Origin of the sequence: Litorivivens sp. (assembly GCF_041624475.1) — a bacterium.
In the GTDB taxonomy this organism is placed as follows: domain Bacteria; phylum Pseudomonadota; class Gammaproteobacteria; order Pseudomonadales; family Spongiibacteraceae; genus Litorivivens.
The window spans coordinates 309,012-327,966 of record NZ_JBFJUX010000003.1; the positions used below are offsets into that span (position 1 = coordinate 309,012).

The 18,955-nt window shown below is 56.1% G+C and carries 16 protein-coding genes; 12 read left to right on the plus strand and 4 right to left on the minus strand.

Features of this window, described 5'->3' with window-relative positions; translation table 11 throughout:
• Positions 1 to 2 precede the first annotated feature (2 nt).
• Together scpB and rluB are read left to right on the plus strand one after the other, a co-directional pair.
• A complete protein-coding gene (gene scpB / locus ABY734_RS06135) occupies positions 3 to 812 on the plus strand; it encodes an SMC-Scp complex subunit ScpB (protein WP_372778120.1) in 810 nt (269 codons plus the stop codon).
• Positions 809 to 1,648 carry a 23S rRNA pseudouridine(2605) synthase RluB gene (rluB, locus tag ABY734_RS06140; RefSeq protein WP_372778121.1) on the plus strand — a complete coding sequence of 280 codons (840 nt, stop codon included), beginning with the start codon at positions 809 to 811 and terminating at the stop codon, positions 1,646 to 1,648. The genes scpB and rluB overlap by 4 nt, the downstream gene beginning before the upstream one ends.
• An 83-nt stretch (positions 1,649 to 1,731) precedes the next feature.
• Here the strand turns inward: rluB and rmf are convergent, their stop codons facing one another.
• On the minus strand, positions 1,732 to 1,935 hold the full coding sequence (gene rmf / locus ABY734_RS06145) for a ribosome modulation factor (RefSeq protein ID WP_372778122.1): 204 nt from the start codon (positions 1,933 to 1,935) through the stop codon (positions 1,732 to 1,734).
• Positions 1,936 to 2,229: 294 nt separating this feature from the next.
• Here rmf and rlmKL point away from each other — a divergent pair, with 294 nt between their 5' ends.
• A complete protein-coding gene (gene rlmKL, locus ABY734_RS06150; protein ID WP_372778198.1) occupies positions 2,230 to 4,380 on the plus strand; it encodes a bifunctional 23S rRNA (guanine(2069)-N(7))-methyltransferase RlmK/23S rRNA (guanine(2445)-N(2))-methyltransferase RlmL in 2,151 nt (716 codons plus the stop codon).
• A 53-nt stretch (positions 4,381 to 4,433) separates the two neighbouring features.
• On the opposite strand, the gene ABY734_RS06155 is transcribed toward rlmKL, so the two are convergent.
• Entirely contained in the window at positions 4,434 to 4,640 is a 207-nt protein-coding gene (locus tag ABY734_RS06155; RefSeq protein ID WP_372778123.1) for a cold-shock protein, read from the minus strand.
• A gap of 200 nt (positions 4,641 to 4,840) precedes the next feature.
• A complete protein-coding gene (locus ABY734_RS06160) occupies positions 4,841 to 6,967 on the minus strand; it encodes a YgiQ family radical SAM protein (RefSeq protein WP_372778124.1) in 2,127 nt (708 codons plus the stop codon).
• A 131-nt stretch (positions 6,968 to 7,098) separates the two neighbouring features.
• Between ABY734_RS06160 and ABY734_RS06165 the strand changes: the two genes are divergently transcribed.
• From ABY734_RS06165 to phoU, 9 genes are all read left to right on the plus strand, one after another.
• Positions 7,099 to 7,557 carry an NfeD family protein gene (locus ABY734_RS06165; RefSeq protein ID WP_372778125.1) on the plus strand — a complete coding sequence of 153 codons (459 nt, stop codon included), beginning with the start codon at positions 7,099 to 7,101 and terminating at the stop codon, positions 7,555 to 7,557.
• A 25-nt stretch (positions 7,558 to 7,582) separates the two neighbouring features.
• Positions 7,583 to 8,428, plus strand: coding sequence for an SPFH domain-containing protein (locus ABY734_RS06170; RefSeq protein WP_372778126.1), 846 nt, complete (start codon positions 7,583 to 7,585; stop codon positions 8,426 to 8,428).
• A gap of 135 nt (positions 8,429 to 8,563) precedes the next feature.
• Complete coding sequence (gene phoB, locus ABY734_RS06175) at positions 8,564 to 9,268, plus strand: phosphate regulon transcriptional regulator PhoB (protein ID WP_372778127.1); 705 nt, start codon at positions 8,564 to 8,566, stop codon at positions 9,266 to 9,268.
• A 6-nt stretch (positions 9,269 to 9,274) separates the two neighbouring features.
• Positions 9,275 to 10,585, plus strand: coding sequence for a phosphate regulon sensor histidine kinase PhoR (gene phoR, locus ABY734_RS06180; protein WP_372778128.1), 1,311 nt, complete (start codon positions 9,275 to 9,277; stop codon positions 10,583 to 10,585).
• 111 nt (positions 10,586 to 10,696) lie between these two features.
• Positions 10,697 to 11,668 carry a PstS family phosphate ABC transporter substrate-binding protein gene (locus ABY734_RS06185; protein ID WP_372778129.1) on the plus strand — a complete coding sequence of 324 codons (972 nt, stop codon included), beginning with the start codon at positions 10,697 to 10,699 and terminating at the stop codon, positions 11,666 to 11,668.
• A 141-nt stretch (positions 11,669 to 11,809) separates the two neighbouring features.
• A complete protein-coding gene (locus ABY734_RS06190; protein ID WP_372778130.1) occupies positions 11,810 to 14,035 on the plus strand; it encodes an ABC transporter permease subunit in 2,226 nt (741 codons plus the stop codon).
• A 10-nt stretch (positions 14,036 to 14,045) separates the two neighbouring features.
• Positions 14,046 to 15,752, plus strand: a complete 1,707-nt coding sequence (pstA, locus tag ABY734_RS06195) for a phosphate ABC transporter permease PstA (RefSeq protein WP_372778131.1) — start codon at positions 14,046 to 14,048, stop codon at positions 15,750 to 15,752.
• A gap of 21 nt (positions 15,753 to 15,773) precedes the next feature.
• Positions 15,774 to 16,616 (plus strand): phosphate ABC transporter ATP-binding protein PstB, encoded by an 843-nt coding sequence (gene pstB / locus ABY734_RS06200; protein WP_372778132.1) that lies wholly within the window; start codon positions 15,774 to 15,776, stop codon positions 16,614 to 16,616.
• Positions 16,617 to 16,640: 24 nt separating this feature from the next.
• Positions 16,641 to 17,354, plus strand: coding sequence for a phosphate signaling complex protein PhoU (phoU, locus tag ABY734_RS06205; RefSeq protein WP_372778133.1), 714 nt, complete (start codon positions 16,641 to 16,643; stop codon positions 17,352 to 17,354).
• Between the two features lie 38 nt (positions 17,355 to 17,392).
• Here phoU and ABY734_RS06210 read toward each other — a convergent pair whose 3' ends face one another.
• Entirely contained in the window at positions 17,393 to 18,907 is a 1,515-nt protein-coding gene (locus tag ABY734_RS06210; protein WP_372778134.1) for an AbgT family transporter, read from the minus strand.
• Positions 18,908 to 18,955 lie beyond the last annotated feature (48 nt).

Genomic DNA, 18,955 nt, shown 5'->3' on the forward strand with positions numbered 1-18,955 from the left:
CGATGGAAACAGATCAACTTATACGCATACTGGAAGGCGCCCTGCTGGCCGCAGGCAAACCCATGACTGTTCCCCAGCTGGCGGACTTGTTCGAGGAGGGCGAGCGCCCGGAAAACGAGCAGATCCGTGAAGCACTGGCTCAGTTGACCCAATACTGTGAAGGCCGCGGTTTTGAGCTGCGCCAGGTAGCCAGCGGCTACCGCTTTCAGGTGGTGGAAGATGTGGCGCCCTGGGTGGGCCGACTGTGGGAAGAAAAGCCTCAGCGCTATTCGCGGGCTCTACTCGAAACCCTGGCATTGATTGCCTATCGCCAGCCCATTACCCGCGGCGATATCGAAGATATCCGCGGCGTTGCAGTCAGCTCGCAGATTATCAAAACCCTGCTGGAACGGGAGTGGGTGAGAGTGGTGGGGCACAAAGACGTACCGGGTCGGCCGGCCATGTACGCGACCACCCGCAAGTTTCTCGACTACTTCAATCTGAGCAATCTCGACGATCTGCCGGCACTGGCGGATATCAAGGATCTCGACACCCTGACCGGCGAGTTGAAGTTCGATGACAGCACTGAGACGGCCTCTGATAATGGTGAAAACGGCGAGCTGCAAGAAGCCACCGAAACAGCCTCTGCAGAGCAGCAGTCAGAAGTGAATAGCCAAGACAGTGACGACCCGGCCGATAGCGAGTTTTTCCCGGCGCAGGATGATGTCGCTGAACCTGCTGGCGCAGAAGAATCCGCCAAACCCGAAAACCAGGCCGAGACGGCCGAAACTCTCGTCGAGACTGACGACACGGAGCAGAATACCAATCCATGAGTGACATGAGTGATGAGAAGCTTCAAAAAGTACTGGCGCGAGCGGGATTGGGTTCGCGCCGGGAAATGGAGCGAGCTATTGCCGATGGCCGGGTTACCGTAGACGGCAAAAAGGCGACGCTGGGCGACCGGGTGACAGAAGAAGCCAGGGTTGCGCTGGATGGCCGTCAGGTCAAGCTCACGCCGCCCGACAGCGTCCGCGGACGGGTGTTGATCTACAACAAGCCCGACAACGAAATTTGCAGTCGCAAAGACCCGGAAGGTCGGCGCTCGGTATTTGAAAGCCTGCCGCGCGCCCGAGGGGAGCGTTGGATTTCAGTGGGCCGACTGGACTTTACCACCAGTGGTCTCTTGCTTTTTACCACTGATGGGGAGTTGGCCAACCGTTTGATGCACCCGTCCTCGGTGATAGAGCGGGAATACCTGTGTCGGGTGATGGGGCAGACCAAAGAAGAGAATCTGAAAGCGCTGGTTGATGGCGTGTTGCTGGATGACGGCGTTGCGCGTTTTACCGATATCGTCGACGGCGGTGGTGAAGGAATCAACCACTGGTTCTACGTGGTCATCATGGAGGGCCGCAACCGCGAGGTACGCCGTCTGTGGGAATCTCAGGGGCTGCAGGTCAATCGTCTGAAGCGGGTGCGCTACGGCAATATTTTTCTGCCGCCGAAGCTGAAGGCCGGGCAGTGGATGGAGTTGCCGGCGGAAGACGTCAACAAAGTCTATGAAATGGCGGGTCTGGCACCGGTTACCAAGAAGACCAAGCAGGTGAAAAAGCAGGATGCCAAGCCCAGGGGCAAAGCCGTGCGCGGCCGTGCTGGTCGCAAACAGCGCTAATCCCGGTTAAAGCGCCAGCCCAGAACGAAAAAAGCCCGCCAAAGGGCGGGCGAGTCTGCTTCTGCTGGTCGTGGAGAAAATGGTTACTGAGCGTAGGTTCTCTGTAGAGCCTCAACCTGAGAATAACCCTCCCAGGAATCCTGACGTCCTTCGCGCCAACCTGTCAGCCAATTCTGGCGCAAGGTCTCTTGTTGATGGGGACACATTTCTTTATTTCTTCCTGAAAATCCTGCCTGGTATCCTTTGTGAAAGGCACGATCGGACATGTCTCGTTTCTGTCTTCTCATAGGTTAAGAATCTCCCTGATGGAACGGTCAGTACAAGATTGGACTGAGGTTAGGTCGCTGCAGTGGCGCGAAACAGCAATCCTTACTGTGTAGCACCCAACAGGGATGCTAGAATTGCGCTCTGCAGACCACCGATATAAGCAGATTTGCGCGCCGCTGACGAAGACCAATTGTTTATATGCTGCCCTCTACTTAGGCGGTAACTTCATAAGTCACGGATGGTGGGCGCTGTAGCCAACCTTTTCCAATCAGGCAGAGAACGTTTTGTCAGAATCTGACGCCAATCCGGCATTAATCCCCCTCCGGGCCAGTTGCCCTAAGTCACTTGAAAGTTTGCTTGTGTCAGAGCTGGCGAGCCTTGGGGCGACCAGTCTGCGAGAAAGTGTAGGTACCGTCTATTTTCACGCCGATCTGGAAACCGCTTATCGAGCCTGTCTCTGGTCGCGTCTGGCCAACCGCATTTTCCTGACCTTAGGGGAATTTGAAATTGACAGCGCCGATGCGCTCTACAGTGCGGTCAAATCTCTGCCCTGGGAAGAGCATCTGCTGCCGACGGCCACGCTGGCCATCGACTTTCAGGGCAAGGTGGGCTGGTTGAAAAACAGCCAGTTTGGGGTGCTGCGCTGCAAAGACGCAATCGTCGATTATTTCCGCGAGCGCTGCGGCGAGCGCCCCAGCATCGACAAGGAGCGCCCGGACCTGCGTATCCATATCCGTTTGCGCAAGGGACGGGCCATGGTATCGCTGGACCTGTCTGGCGAAAGCCTGCATCGACGGGGTTATCGCAGTCGCGGTGGACTGGCGCCGCTGAAGGAAAATCTCGCCAGCGCCATATTGCTGCGGGCCGATTGGCCCGGAATGGCGGCCCGCGGCGGTGCCCTGATTGACCCCATGTGCGGCTCTGGCACCCTGCTGATTGAGGCGGCCTGGATGGCGATGGATATAGCGCCGGGCCTGCTGCGCCGGCGCTGGGGCTTTGACCAGTGGCAGGGCCATGTGCCGGCGCTGTGGGCTCGGCTTCGGGAGGAGGCCCTGGAGCGCCGTCGGCAGGGCTTTGACCGCCAGTGGCCGGAAATTCGCGGTTATGACGCCAGCGGCTCGGCGGTGGCGACCGCGCAGGAGAATATTGAAAGTGCCGGCCTGAAAGGGCGGGTGCGGGTGTCGCGCAGGGAACTGGCGGAATTTGCCAAGCCCACTCACACCGACTTGCCAACCGGTCTTGTGGTTTGTAACCCACCTTACGGCGAGCGCCTGGGGGATGAGGCTTCACTGGTCCATCTTTACCGCTATCTGGGCAATGCGCTGAAGGATTTTATCGGTTGGCGCGCGGCGGTCATTACCGGCAACCCCCATCTCGGTAAGGCCATGGCATGGCACAGCCATCAGCAGTACCGGATGCTCAATGGCTCCATCGAGTCACGACTGCTGCTGTTTGATCTGCAGGCGGAAAACCAGATTCGCCACCGGGAAAGCGAGCAGGCCAGCGGCGGCAGCAGTCTTCCTTTGAGCGAAGGTGCCCGTATGTTCAGCAACCGTCTGCAGAAGAACCGCAAACGGCTGGAAAAATGGCTCAAGCGCGAGCAGGTAAGCTGTTACCGCCTGTACGATGCCGATATGCCGGAATATGCGGTAGCGGTAGATTGCTATGGCGACTGGCTGGTGGTCGCGGAGTATGCGCCTCCGGCGTCGATTTCGGAAGAAAAGGCAGAAGCACGCCTGCGCGAGGTGATGGCGGGCTTGCCGGCGGCTACAGGCATTCCGCCAGAGCGTATCGTGTTGAAGCAGCGCCGGCGCCAGCGCGGTAAAGCCCAGTATCAGCGCGAGCAGCGCAGCAACGAGATGCTGACCGTTCATGAAGGCCAGGCAAAACTGCTGGTCAACCTGAAGGATTTTCTCGATACCGGCCTGTTTCTGGATCACCGCCGTGTGCGTCTGGAAATTGCGGCACGCGCCAACGGGCGTTCGTTTCTGAATCTATTCTGCTACACCGGGTCCGCATCAGTTCACGCCGCGCTGGGTGGGGCTAAGTGGACTACCAGTGTTGATCTTTCGCCGCGCTACCTGCAGTGGACGCGGGAGAATCTGTCGCTTAACGGTATGAGTGAGGCGCGCCACCATACCATCGAGGCGGATTGCGTCGAGTGGTTGAAAGCGAGCGACAAGACCTTTGATCTGATTCTTCTCGACCCGCCGACCTTTTCCAATTCCAAACGTACGGATACGGTGCTGGATGTGCAGCGGGATCAGGAAATGCTGGTTGATGAAGCCATGCGCCTGTTGAATCCGGGTGGCCTGCTGATTTTTTCCAACAACCGCCGCGATTTCAAACTGAAAGATTCGCTTCGCGAGCGCTATCGGGTAGAGGATAAGACGGAATGGTCGCTTGATCCGGATTTCAGCCGCCCCGGCAAACCCATTCATCACTGTTTCTTTATCTATAAATAAAAACACCAGCGCGAAGGCTGGTGTTTTAGCTCTCTGGCGCGATGCCAGCGTTGTTACAGGGCCGTCACGTTGGCGGCCTGCAGACCTTTCTGCCCCTGCTGCACTTCAAATTCCACGTCTTGGCCTTCGGCCAGTGTTTTGAAACCCTCGGATTGAATGGCAGAGAAGTGGACAAAGACATCAGGGCCCTGCTCCTGTTGAATGAAACCAAAGCCTTTGGTTTCGTTAAACCACTTCACTTTGCCAGTTGCTTTTGACATGACTTAACCTCGATTCATTTGTTTACGTTTTTTATGCTGAGCCAGGCAGGGGAGTTATGACAAACAGAACGAGGTAGTACCGCAACTTCGTGATGACTTGTAACATAAAACCGTGCTGCTTAAGTTGCCAGCACTTTGAATATACACACGGAAAATGAAACTTTAAAGGCTAAACGAAAGCGGCAATTGACAAATATCAATTACCGCTGGCGACGCGGTGGCAGCCCGGTGTGCTGGGTCAGCATGCGTCCTTTTGCTTTGGCGGGTTTCCAGCCTGCCGGCTGGCGCGGCGGTACGAGGTGTTTTTTACCAAAGCCAATCAGATCGCTGCGCCCCATGGATTTCAGGGCATCGCGTAACATTGGCCAGTTTTCCGGATCGTGATAGCGCAAGAAGGCTTTGTGCAAACGGCGCTGTTTCAGGCCTTTGGCGGTAAATACTGACTCACTTTTTCGCGACACCTTTTTCAGTGGGTTGCGTTCAGAGTGATACATAGCCGTGGCGTTAGCCATGGGAGAGGGATAGAAAGCCTGAACCTGATCAGCTCGAAAGCCGTTGCGCTTCAGCCACAAGGCCAGATTCATCATGTCTTTGTCGCTGGTGCCCGGATGGGCGGCGATAAAGTAGGGTATAAGAAATTGTTCTTTCCCCGCTTCTTTGGAATATTTGTCAAAAAGTTTCTTGAAAGCGTCGTAAGTGCCGACACCGGGCTTCATCATTTTTGACAGTGGGCCGTCTTCGGTGTGCTCTGGCGCGATCTTCAGGTAGCCGCCGACGTGGTGGGTAACCAGCTCTTTCACGTATTCGGGAGTTTCCACTGCCAGGTCGTAGCGCAGGCCGGAAGCGATCAGGACTTTTTTCACCCCTTCTACATCGCGGACATCGCGATAGAGATCAATCAGCGGTGTCTGATCCGTGTTGAGGCTCTTGCAGATGTTCGGGTGGATACAGGACAGCCGGCGGCAGTTCTCTTCAATGGCTTTGCTTTTACAGTTCAGCCGCCACATGTTGGCGGTGGGGCCGCCGAGATCAGAGACAACGCCGGTAAAGCCAGGCGTTTTGTCACGAATGTTTTCCACCTCGCGCACGATCGAGTCGTGCGATCGACTCTGAATGATTCGGCCCTCGTGTTCGGTAATGGAGCAGAAAGTACAACCGCCAAAACAGCCGCGCATGATATTCACCGAGAAGCGAATCATCTCGTAAGCCGGGATGCGGGCGTCGCCGTAGACCGGGTGTGGTTTGCGCTGGTAGGGCAGCTCAAACACGCTGTCGAGTTCTTCGGTAGTCAGTGGAATCGGGGGCGGGTTTAACCAGACTTCGCGGTCGCCGTGGCGTTGTACCAGTGGCTTGGCGTTGCCGGGGTTGGTTTCCAGATGCAGCACCCGTGCCGCGTGGGCGTAAAGTACCGGGTCTTTGCGCACTGTGTCGTAGTCCGGCAGGCGGATTACACAGCGATCGTCCATCAGTTTCAGCTTGCGTGCGCTGAGGGGGTCGATAACCCGAACAGTCTGGACTTCGTCGGCCTCGCTCTGCTTGGTTTTGCATTCGCTGGTTTCAGTGGTGTCCTGATAAGGGTCGATGGGCGGCTCAACCGGCCCGGGGGTATCGATGGTTGAGGAGTCAACCACGGTCCAGCCATCGGGAATGCGTTTGCGGACGAAGGCGGTGCCGCGCAGGTTGCGTATTTCGCGAATGGCTTCGCCGCTGGCGGCGCGGTGAGCAATTTCTACGATAGCCCGTTCGGCATTGCCGTAAACCAGCAGATCGGCGCGCGAATCCAGCAGGATGGAGCGGCGCACCTTGTCGCTCCAGTAGTCGTAGTGGGCAATGCGGCGCAGGCTGGCTTCGATGGAGCCGACCACGATGGGTGTGTTGCGGTAGGCCTCTCGGCAGCGCTGGGAATAGACGATGACCGCCCGGTCCGGGCGTTTGCCGCCTTCGTTGTTGGGGCTGTAGGCGTCGTCGTGGCGCAGTCGGCGATCAGCGGTGTAGCGGTTGATCATCGAATCCATATTGCCGGCAGCCACGCCAAAGAAAAGGTTGGGCTCACCCAACACGGTAAAGGGCTCGGCGGATTGCCAGTCGGGCTGGGCAATAATGCCCACGCGAAAGCCCTGGGCTTCCAGTACCCGACCGATCACGGCCATGCCAAAACTGGGGTGATCGACGTAGGCGTCGCCAGTTACCAGAATGATGTCACAGCTGTCCCAGCCCAGGGCGTCCATTTCCTCCCGTGACATGGGCAGGTAGGGCGCGGGGCCAAAGCATTCCGCCCAGTATTTGCGGTAGCTGAAAAGGTGTTTTGGAGCGTCTGCGGGAGGCATAGGAAAGCTGCTTGAGGCGGTGTTGGCGAAAGGGCGGAGTATACGCTATTTGTGGCCGAAAATCCTTGCTTGCCGGGGGTGCTCGGGGCTAAATAGGCGAGCCATAAGAAAAATGTCGTCTGGGGAAATTCATGGAGTGGCTTGATTCGTCTATCGCCTACTGGCACTGGCTGGTGCTGGGCCTGATTCTTATCGCGCTGGAAATCTTTACCGCCGGCTTTGTTCTGCTGTGGCTGGGCTTGAGTGCGCTGGTCGTGGGCGTTATCGCCTTTGCGGTTGACCTCAGTTTTACCACGGAGCTTCTGATCTGGACTGTGTTGTCGGTGCTGGACCTGTTTGTCTGGTTCAAGTTTGTGCAGCCGCGTTTTCGCGACAAGACACTCTCCGGCATGTCGCGAGAGGCGGTGCTCGGACAGTCAGCGATGGTGATTCAGGCCAATGTGGGCGAGCGTGGCAGGCTACGTTTTTCGGTGCCGCTGTTGGGTAGCGACGAATGGTCGTTTATCTGTGCGGAAACGCTCAGCGTCGGGGATCGGGTCAGCGTGACGGATGTTTCCGGCAATACCCTGATCGTCAGCAAGATTCAGTAATTACCAATATCCAGGGAGTGAGTTGATGGAAGGCTTGAGTATCGTCATTACACTGGCGATTGTCGCGGTGGTGGTGCTGTCCAAGACAGTCAAGATTGTGCCGCAGGGTTCAAAGCATATTGTGCAGCGTCTCGGGAAGTACTACGGCACGATGAACCCCGGTCTGAACTGGCTGGTGCCCTTTATTGATGTGGTTGCCTACAAGGTCACCACCAAGGATATCGTGCTGGATATCCCCTCGCAGGAGGTCATCACTCAGGACAACGCGGTGATCATTGCCAATGCCGTCGCCTATATCAATATCGTATCGCCCGAAAAAGCGGTGTACGGGGTTGAAGACTACACCATTGCGATTCAGAACTTGGTGCAGACTGCTCTGCGTGCGATTGTGGGTGAAATGGCGCTGGACGCTGCGTTGTCATCCCGGGATCAGATCAAGGCCAAGCTGAAAATGGGCATTTCCGATGATATTGCCGACTGGGGTATTACCCTCAAAACGGTAGAAATTCAGGACATCAATCCTTCGCCGACCATGCAGAGCGCCATGGAAGAGCAGGCCGCAGCAGAGCGCCAACGCCGCGCCGTGGTAACGCGCGCCGAGGGTGAGAAGCAGGCCGCGATTCTGGAGGCCGATGGACGTTTGGAGGCCTCGCGTCGTGATGCCCAGGCCGAAGTGGTGCTGGCGAAGGCCAGCGCGGCGGCGATTGAGGTGGTGACCGACGCTATCAAGGGCGAAGAATTGCCGATGGTTTACCTGCTTGGCGAGAAATACATTCAATCGCTGCAAAACCTGTCTGCATCCCCGAACGCCAAAACTGTGGTGTTTCCTGCCGATCTACCGGAAGCCATACGTGGCATTTTGAGCCGATAATCCTGCATCCGGCCTGCGTTGTCATGACAGGTCGTTGCAGGCCTGTCATCAAGCTGTCGAGTTGTTGTAACATAATCGTCACGAAAAAGTCTTTTAATGCGTAGCTGTGATTCTTCAATTTTGACCGGACTAGCTATGGCAAATCGCAGCATTCTGATTGTTGATGACGAGAGTTCAATCAGGGAAATGATCCGTATCGGCCTCGAAATGGCCGGCTTTACATGCATGGAGGCCGCAGATGCGCAGGACGCCTACGGCCAGATTCTCGATAATCGCCCCGACCTTATTCTGTTGGACTGGATGATGCCCAATACCTCTGGGCTGGAGCTGTTGCGACGATTACGCCGCGATGATGTCAGCCGAAATATTCCTGTCATCATGCTCACCGCGAAGGATGACGAGGATAATCGTATTCAGGGCCTGGATGTTGGGGCTGATGATTACGTCACCAAGCCTTTTTCATCGCGCGAGCTGCTGGCCCGGATCAAGGCTGTTCTGCGGCGCAGCGCCGACCCGGAAGATGGCGATGCGGTCGAGGTGAATGGATTGGTGCTCGACCCTGTGAGCCACCGTGTGTTCGCCGATTCCAAGCCGATAGATATGGGGCCGACCGAGTACAAACTACTTAAGTTCTTTATGACCCACCAGGAGCGCGCCTACAGTCGCGGCCAATTGCTGGATCAGGTCTGGGGCAGCAACGTCTATGTGGAAGAGCGTACCGTTGATGTCCATATCCGGCGGCTGCGCAAGGCACTGGCCACGGATGCTCAGGATTACGGCATGCTGATCCAGACTGTTCGCGGTACCGGGTACCGATTTTCTGCGGCCGGGCTGGACTGATAGCGGATGCAGCGGCACGGGTGGAAAATCGAGCTCGCCCGCTTTGGCGCCTTACTGGGAATTGCCGCCTTTTTTGGTCTGCTACTCGACTTACTGCCTTGGTTTCTCTGTGGTGCTTCCATTGCCTATGCGCTGTGGTCACTGAGTCAGCTGCGCGATCTTAACCACTGGCTTCACGCCGGTGCCGGTCGTGATGAGCCACCTGAAGCGGGGGGGCTGTGGGGCGAGGTGTTCGACACACTGTCTCAAGTACAGAAAGAAACCCTCAGGGCTAATGCCCGCCTGCAGGCCAATATCGATCACCTTCGCGCCTCCTTTTCCTCGATGGCCGATGCGGTCGTCATGCTCAATCCAGACGGAGCGATCGAATGGTCGAATCAGGCTGCGCATACGCTGCTGGGTTTGCGTCACCCGGACGATACCGGTCGCCTGCTCGTTAATCTGGTTCGAGCCCCTGAATTTATTCGTTATTTTGATTCCGGCGATTACGATGAGCGCTTTCAGATGGCCTCGCCGGTTAATGCGCAGGTGCGTTTGAGCGTGTCGGTGTCTATCTTTGGCCGCGAAAATCGCCTGCTTTTTGCCCGCGATATTTCTCGCACAGTGCAGCTTGAGCAGATGCGCAAGGACTTTGTCGCCAATGTTTCCCATGAAATGCGCACTCCTTTGACGGTCATCAGCGGCTATCTGGAGATTCTCGGTAGTCAGGCTCAGGCGGGGACGCAGGAGGAGCGGGCAATCAGCCAGATGACAGCGCAGGCCAGGCGTATGCAGAATCTGATACAGGATCTGATGACGCTGTCGCGACTCGAAGCAGTGCCGGCGGGTAAGCAGCGCGACACCTACGCGCTAAGACCTCTTATGGAAACCTTGCGCGAAGAGATTATGGCAGCTGCAACCGGCTCGCGGGAGGTAGATATTCAGTGCGATGAGTCACTTTGCCTGGTGGGTGACGGTAAGGAACTGCAAAGCGCGTTTTCTAATCTGGCCGTCAATGCAGCGCGCTATACTCGCGAAGGTGACTGCATCACCTTGCGCTGGTTTGCGGATCGCGACCACGCTTATTTTGAAGTGGCCGATAACGGCATAGGCATTGAACCACAGCACCTGCCCAGGCTGACTGAGCGGTTCTACCGAGTGGATCAGAGTCGCTCGACCGATACCGGTGGCACGGGGCTGGGCCTGGCTATCGTAAAACATATACTGCTGCGTCATCAGGGTGAGTTGAAGATTAAAAGCCAGCCCGGTCGCGGCAGCACGTTTACCTGTGTGTTTCCGCGCTCGGCGGCAGTTCAGCGTAATGCCGAAGCTGGATGACGAATTTGTGACAAAACTGTGTCTGAGTTGTTATTTGTCATTTAACTGTCACATATTTGTATTACTGTGGCAGCTGGAACCAAATCACGACCGACACTTCAGGAGACGGTAATGAAACTCAAACAGTGGTTTAGCAAGACAGCAGTAGCCGCAGCGGCACTGACCATCAATCTGGCTTCGGCCAATTCAGTTGACCCGGATCTGGCGGTCTACCAGAAGTCCTCGGGTGTATCAGGCAATTTGTCCAGCGTTGGCTCTGATACCCTGGCCAACCTCATGACCCTGTGGGGTGAAGAGTTCAAACGTCTCTACCCGAACGTGAACATTCAGATCCAGGCTGCCGGTTCTTCCACGGCGCCGCCGGCTCTGACAGAAGGCACCTCTAATTTTGGGCCGATGAGCCGCAAAATGAAGGACAAGGAAATCGAAGCCTTCGAAAGCAAATTCGGCTACAAGCCAACCGCTGTACCGGTCGCGATTGACGCCCTGGCGGTATTTGTCCACAAGGATAACCCGATTAAGGGTATGAGCATCGAGCAGGTGGATGCGGTTTTCTCCAGCACCCGCAAATGTGGTGCGGGTAAAAGCATCGATACTTGGGGTGACGCGGGCATGGCCGGCCCTTGGCAGAATCGAGACGTACAGCTGTTTGGCCGCAACTCTGTCTCTGGTACCTACGGTTACTTCAAGAAGAAAGCTCTGTGTAAGGGTGACTTCAAGAACACTGTAAATGAGCAGCCAGGTTCTGCCTCGGTGGTTCAGTCGGTCGCGACGTCCATCAATGGTATCGGCTACTCGGGTATCGGTTACAAAACCTCCAGTGTTCGCGCTGTGCCTTTGAGCAAGAAAGGTGACAAGTATATTGATGCGACGCCTGCAAACGCGGTTGCCGGTAGCTATCCGCTATCGCGCTTCCTCTATGTTTACATCAACAAGGCGCCGAACAAGCCGCTGAGCCCGCTCGAGCGCGAGTTCGTCAAAATGGTGATGTCTCAGCAGGGCCAGGAAGTTGTGGTCAAGGACGGTTACATCCCGCTGCCTGCCAAGGTGGCAGAAAAGACTTTGCGAGCGCTGGGAATATAAGGTCCCGCTACTCGGACAACGGCCATATCATTGATATGGCCGTTTTTTTATGGTGAAAGCACCTTGTTTCTGTTTGTGTAACAATACTGTCACAAAAACGACATATCATACGCCCCTCGACTGAATAGACTGGAGCCAGGAGTGAGCGAACCTGTTTTCGCGGGTAGGACTTCCCGTTTCGCGCAGTGGCGCAAGTTCAAAGATAAAGCGGCCTCTGTCGGTATCACCGCAGGCGGTTCTGGTGTCTTGCTGGCTATCCTGCTGATCTTCTTCTACTTGCTGTACGAGATTATGCCGCTGTTCCAGTCTGCCCATATGGAGCAGGCTCACCAGTACAGCCGTGTTGGCTCGACAGCTCCCACTCTCCATCTCGCGGTAGAAGAGCAGGCAGAAGTCGGCTTCAGACTGGCCGCTGATGGCAGCTATTCGTTTTTCCGCGTGGCCGACGGTTCGACAGTTAATGACGGGCATCTGGCGCTCCCAGCCGATGCCGAGGTTACGAGCTTTACCATCGATTCGGAAACCAGCCGTATCTTCGCAGTGGGCTTGTCCGATGGCCGCATGGTAATAGCGCGTCATCACTACAAGATCAGCTACCCCAATGATGAGCGCCTGATTACGCCGGTAATGCAATATCCCTATGGCCGAGAACCTATCCGGCTTACGGAGGACGCCCTTCACAAGATCGCGCTGCGAGACTCTGAAGAGGCGATGGTCGCCATTGGCTATACCGCCGCCGGCAGAATCGAGGCCCGGCGCTGGGTTAAAGAAGAAGATTTTCTAAGCGAAGAGGTGACTCTGGTTGAGGAAACCCTCAATTTGCCGGATATCGATATCAAGCCGCATACCCTGTTGCTCGGGCCAACTCAGGACTGGCTGTACGTGCTGTCGGCCAAAGGCCAGTACCGGCTGATTGACATTGATGACCAAGAAGTCACAGACGCTGGGGTTATGTTTGATAATGCCCAGCTGACTGACGCCCGTTTTCTGTTGGGCGGTGTCTCGCTGCTGATCTCGAATAGCGCCGGCGAGACATCCCAGTGGTTTAACGTCAATACCGACGGCGCCATTCACCTGAAGAAAATCCGCAAATTTCACGCTGACAACAGCGGCATCGTGACGGTTGCCCCAGAGCAGCGTCGCAAGGGATTTGTCACAGTTAACAGAGACGGCCAGCTCGACCTCTACTACAGTACGTCGCAGCGCCATCTGGCAAGCGAGCAACTGCCTGCTCCAGTCGTTCAGGCGGCGATAGCTCCGCGAGCAGAAACTCTGCTGATGGAAACCCAAGGCGGTGACTTTCTGGTGTGGAAGGTCGAAAACGAACACCCAGAGGTGTCCTGGTCGGTACTGTGGGAAAAGGTCTGGTACGAAAGCTACCCAGAGCCCGATTACACCTGGCAGTCCTCTGCATCCAATAACGATTTTGAGCCTAAATACAGCTTTTCGCCGCTCGCATTTGGCACACTGAAAGCAGCCTTCTATGCCATGATCATCGCCGCGCCGCTGGCGATCTGTGGCGCCATCTATACCGCATACTTTATGGCCCCGGCCATGCGCCGCAAGGTGAAGCCGCTGATCGAGCTGATGGAAGCCCTGCCGACAGTTATCCTTGGTTTTCTGGCCGGTCTGTGGCTGGCGCCCTTTGTTGAAAAGCATCTGCCGGCGGTTTTCAGTATCTTCATCTTTTTGCCGGTTGGTGTTCTGCTGTTTGCCTGGTTGTGGAATTTCATTCCCATGCGTTATCGCAAGCATGTGCCTGACGGTTGGCACCCCTTGCTTATTGCCCCGGTTATTATTGCGATCTTTGCTCTGTGTGTGTCCATGAGCGCGCCCGTAGAACGGCTGATGTTCGATGGCGACATGCGAGCATGGATGACCGCGGAACTCGGCATATCCTTTGACCAGCGCAACGCACTGGTGGTGGGTATTGCCATGGGCTTCGCAGTCATTCCGACTATTTTCTCGATTGCCGAAGACGCGATTTTCTCGGTGCCCAAGCACCTGAGCTATGGCTCGCTCGCGCTTGGCGCCACGCCTTGGCAAACCCTGGTGGGCGTGGTCATGCCGACGGCGAGTCCGGGTATTTTCTCCGCGCTGATGATTGGCATGGGGCGTGCCGTCGGGGAGACCATGATTGTACTCATGGCGACCGGGAACACGCCGGTGATGGATATGAATATCTTTGAAGGCATGCGCACCCTGGCCGCCAATATCGCTGTCGAGATCGGTGAGACAGAAGTAGACAGCAGCCACTACCGCGTGCTGTTTCTGGCGGCCTTTGTACTGTTTATGTTTACGTTCGTAGTCAACACGGTGGCAGAAGTTGTCCGTCAGCGACTGCGTAACCGTTACGGCAATCTGTAGGGTTATCGATATGCCAATGGAAAGACAAAAACGTCACTCTTTCACCGAATGGATCCGCAGCGGTGAGCCCTTCATCTGGGTCAATGCCGCTGCAGTGAGTCTCAGTGCCATTGCGGTTGTGGGTTTGTTAATCCTGCTTGCGGTTCGCGGTTTCGGACACTTCTGGCCCGCTGATGTGATGCAGGCAACCTATACCGCGCCGGGTGAAAGCGCCCGCGTATTGATTGGCGAGCGAGTCCAAAAAGAGTCGGTGCCGATTGAACAGTTGCGCAGTGCAGGTTTTGATCTGGATACTGACAAAGGATTTCTCGACCGTGAGCTGATCAAGCTGGGCAACCGCGATGTTACCGGCGCTGATTTCAGTTGGGTGCTGTCGGATTTTCTATCCGATATCCACTATCCGGAAGACATCATAGTGCTGGAGCGCCGTGAGTGGGGCAACTTCTACGGCTATCTGCGGGGCGTAAAGGAAGATGGCCGCACGGTGACTAGCGCCGAGCAGAGTTCAGACGAGCTGCGGAAGGAGTTCGAGAGCCGCCTGGAGCGTGCGCTGGAACTGCACGAAAAAATTGAAAAGATAGAAAAGAAAGATATCGGCGCGATTAATTACCGTATGGAGAAATTGCGCTTGCGTGAGCGCGGTCTCGAGCTCGACGAGAGCCTGTCGGCCGAGGAGCGCGCGGCAAAACAGACCGATATCGATGCCGAGCGCGCAGCGCTGGATGCGGAGTACCGGGTCTATCAGGATGAGCTGGTTGGTCTGTATCAGGCGATTAATCGCGACAGCATTGTGGCCGAGGAAATGGGCGGTCGTCAGGTGGAGTTGCGGCTGGCCAAGATCGTGCGCGCCTTTCAGCCCAACGCCATGGATGTTCTCGACAAGCTCTGGTTTTATCTCGCTAAATTTGTTGAGTTCCTGACAGACGAGCCCCGCGAGGCGAATACCGAAGGGGGGATATTCCCTGCGATTTTCGGCACTGTGATCATGGTGATCATTATGTCGATTATTGTTACGCCCTTCGGTGTGGTTGCGGCGGTTTATCTGCGCGAATACGCTCGTCAGGGCCTTATGAACCGGATTATCCGTATTGCGGTGAACAACCTCGCCGGGGTGCCATCGATTGTCTACGGGGTGTTTGGTCTCGGTTTCTTTATTTATTTTCTCGGCTCCGAGATCGATCAGGTATTTTTCCCCGAGGCTCTACCTGCTCCTACCTTTGGTACGCCGGGTCTTTTGTGGGCCTCGCTGACGCTGGCACTGCTGACCCTGCCGGTGGTGATTGTGGCCACCGAAGAAGGATTGTCCCGGATTCCAAAGGCGCTGCGCGAGGGCAGCCTGGCACTGGGTGCGACCAAGGCTGAGACTCTGTGGCGGGTGGTGCTGCCTATGACCAGCCCGGCGATGATGACCGGGTTAATTCTGGCGGTGGCGAGAGCCGCCGGTGAAGTCGCACCGCTAATGCTGGTCGGCGTGGTCAAACTGGCACCCACCTTGCCGGTAAACGGCAATTTCCCGTACTTCCATCTCGACCAGAAATTCATGCACCTTGGCTTTCATATTTACGACGTGGGTTTTCAGAGTCCCAACGTTGAAGCGGCCCGGCCACTGGTCTATGCGACCGCGCTGCTGCTGGTGGTTATTATTGCGCTGTTGAATCTCAGTGCGGTGGCGCTGCGCAACCGCCTGCGTGAAAAGTACAAGTCTCTGGAACTCTAATTAACATCGAACGGTGACCCTATGAGCACGGAAACGACACAGTCGAGAACCCACGGCATCAATTTGGATGCTCTCGGTCGCGACACCGCGGTCAGAAAGTTGGAAAAGGAAGAAATCGCACTGACTGTCAATGATCTGAACCTGTTTTACGGCGAGAAGCAGGCCTTGCACGACGTCAATATGGTGGTTCCTCGCAAGCGTGTTACTGCCTTTATCGGGCCCAGTGGTTGCGGTAAGTCCACCTTGCTGCGTTGCTTTAACCGGATGAACGATCTGGTGGATGGTTGTCGTATCAAGGGTGAGATCAATCTGGACGGCCACAACATCTATGACAAGTCGGTAGATGCAGCAGCGCTTCGTCGCAATGTGGGCATGGTGTTCCAGAAGCCAAACCCTTTTCCCAAGTCAATATATGAAAATGTTGCCTACGGTCTGCGAATCCAGGGCATTAATAAAAAGCGTGTGCTGGATGAAGTGGTAGAGCGTTCTTTGCGCGGTGCGGCGCTGTGGGATGAGGTGAAAGATCGCCTGCAGGACAACGCGCTGGGCATGTCGGGTGGTCAGCAGCAGCGTCTGGTCATTGCCCGCACCATTGCGGTAGAGCCGGAAGTGCTGTTGCTGGATGAGCCGGCGTCGGCGCTGGATCCGATTTCAACCTTGAAAATCGAAGAGCTGATCTACGAGCTGAAATCCAAATATACGATCGTGATTGTTACCCACAATATGCAGCAGGCCGCGCGTGTCTCTGACTATACTGCCTTTATGTATATGGGTAAGCTGATTGAATTCGGTGACACCGACACACTTTTCACCAACCCGTCGCGCAAGCAGACGGAAGACTATATTACCGGACGATACGGTTAATTTCGGTTGCGGCAGGGGTAGACCATGGAAAAAGATATTCACTCGCACCACATTTCTCAACAGTTCAACGCCGAACTGGATGAAGCTAAGACGCGCATGCTGGAAATGGGTGGGTTGGTAGAAAAGCAGGTTCGCGATGCAATTTCGGCGTTTATGAATCTGGACAGTGGGCTGGCGGAAGAAGTTGCCCAGCGTGATAACAAAGTGAACGATCTCGAAGTGGAGATCGATGAAGAATGTACGCTGATCCTGGCTCGCCGCCAGCCGGCGGCGAGCGACTTGCGTCTGGTGCTGGCGATCAGCAAGACACTGAATGATCTGGAACGCATGGGCGATGAAGCCACCAAGATCGCCAAACATTCTATTGCTTTGGCCAACGAAGGTGGCGTGTCGCGTAGTTATCTTGAGATACGCCACATTGGTGATCACGTTGGCAGTATGGTGCGCGACGCACTGGATGCTTTCGCTCGCTTTGATAGCCCTCTGGCCCTGCGCGTTGCCCAGGAAGACAACGCGGTTGACATGGAATACGGTACGGCCATGCGCAGCCTGGTGACTTACATGATTGAAGACCCGCGGAGTATTGGCAGCGTGCTGAATATCATGTGGTCCTTGCGATCGCTGGAGCGTATCGGTGACCATGCTCGCAATATAGCCGAGCACGTTATTTACCTTGTTGAAGGTAAAGATGTGCGCCACGTCGGCCTTAAGGAAATGGAAGCCGAAGTTAAAGGTTGAGTGTTAAACTCTGCCAGCACGTGTTCTGGTGCCAGTGCTTAATCTGCGGGCACCAGAAACTCCGCACCCCCCGGCCCGATCGGCCAACCCAGTGTCATCCACAGTAGCAACATAATCGACCAGCCCAGCAGAAAAGCCAGCGAGTAGGGCACCATCATTGCCATCAGCGTGCCGATGCCGAGGTCTTTGTCGTAGCGTTGGGCGAATGCCACCACGACACCGAAGTACGGCATCAGTGGCGTGATGATATTGGTGCTGCTATCGCCAATCCGATAAGCCAGTTGCGTACCTTCTGGCGAGATGCCCAGCAAATACAGCATGGGCACAAAGATCGGCGCCAAAAGGGCCCATTTTGCCGAGGCGCTGCCGATCACCAGATTGATCAGCGCGCACAATAGGATAAAACACAGGAGTAGCGGCGCGGCCGGAAGACTCAAGGTCGCCAGCAAGGCGGCGCCCTTGATGGCGGCAATGGCGCCGAGCCCTGACCAGGCAAAATAATTCACGAACTGGGCGGCGAAAAACATCAACACCAGATAAGACGCCATACTGGCCATGCTCTGTTCCATTCCTTCGATCCAGTCATCGGCTCGCCGGTAGCGGCGGTTTTCGTAGCCGAAAACGATGCCCGCGCCGGCGGCGAACAGGGCGATCAAGGTAACGACACCCGAGAGCAGTGGCGAACCGATCAGACTGCCCGTTTGCTGATGTCGCAGCAGGGCATCGTCGGGCAGGGTTGCCCAGAGCAGGGCGAGCAGAAAGAGTCCGCAGTACCAGCGCAGCCAGCGAAAGCTCGGAGTGTCTTCGGTTTGATTTTGTATCGGCCCTGTTTCACCTTGCCAGGCAGGGAGGCGCGGCTCCACCCAGCGCTGGCTGACCAGTGTGCCTAGCAGTGTTATCAAAACCGTAGATGCCAGCATAAAGTAGTAGTTATCGCTGCTGGCAACACGGTCTTCAGCAACCAGCTGCACGGCTTCCGAGGACAGCCCGGCCAGGATGGCGTCGAGCGGGCCGATAGCCAGATTTGCGCTGTAGCCACCGGATACGCCAGCGAAAGCGGCGGCAATGCCTGCCAGTGGATGACGCCCGGCACTGGCAAAGGCCAGTCCCGCCAGCGGCACCAGTACCACGTAGCCTGAGTCGGCACCCAGGCTCGACAGCACACCGGCAAAGACAATGCTGGCGGTGAGGCCTGAGCCCCTGGCGACACGCACCACGCGCTCCAACAGAGCACCCAACAGGCCTGAGTGTTCTGCGAGACCAATGCCCAGTATGGCGATCAGCACCGTACCCACCGGTGCAAAGTTAATGAAGTTGCTGACAGTGTTGGTCAGCATCCAGCGCAAACCTTCTCCCGACAGCAGCGACCGTGCGGCGAGCTCTTCGCCGGTGCCGGGGTGCAAAGCTGACACCTGCGCCATAGCGCTCAACCACGAGAGCGCAATGATGAAAATACACAGGTAAACGAACAGCGCAGTGGGGTGGGGCAGACGATTACCGACCCGCTCAATTCGATTCAACGTACGCAGCAAAAACGATTGGGAATAACTCAAGTTGTCACCGACAATTTTTAGTCCTTATGGCGGGTAGTGTACCATTAG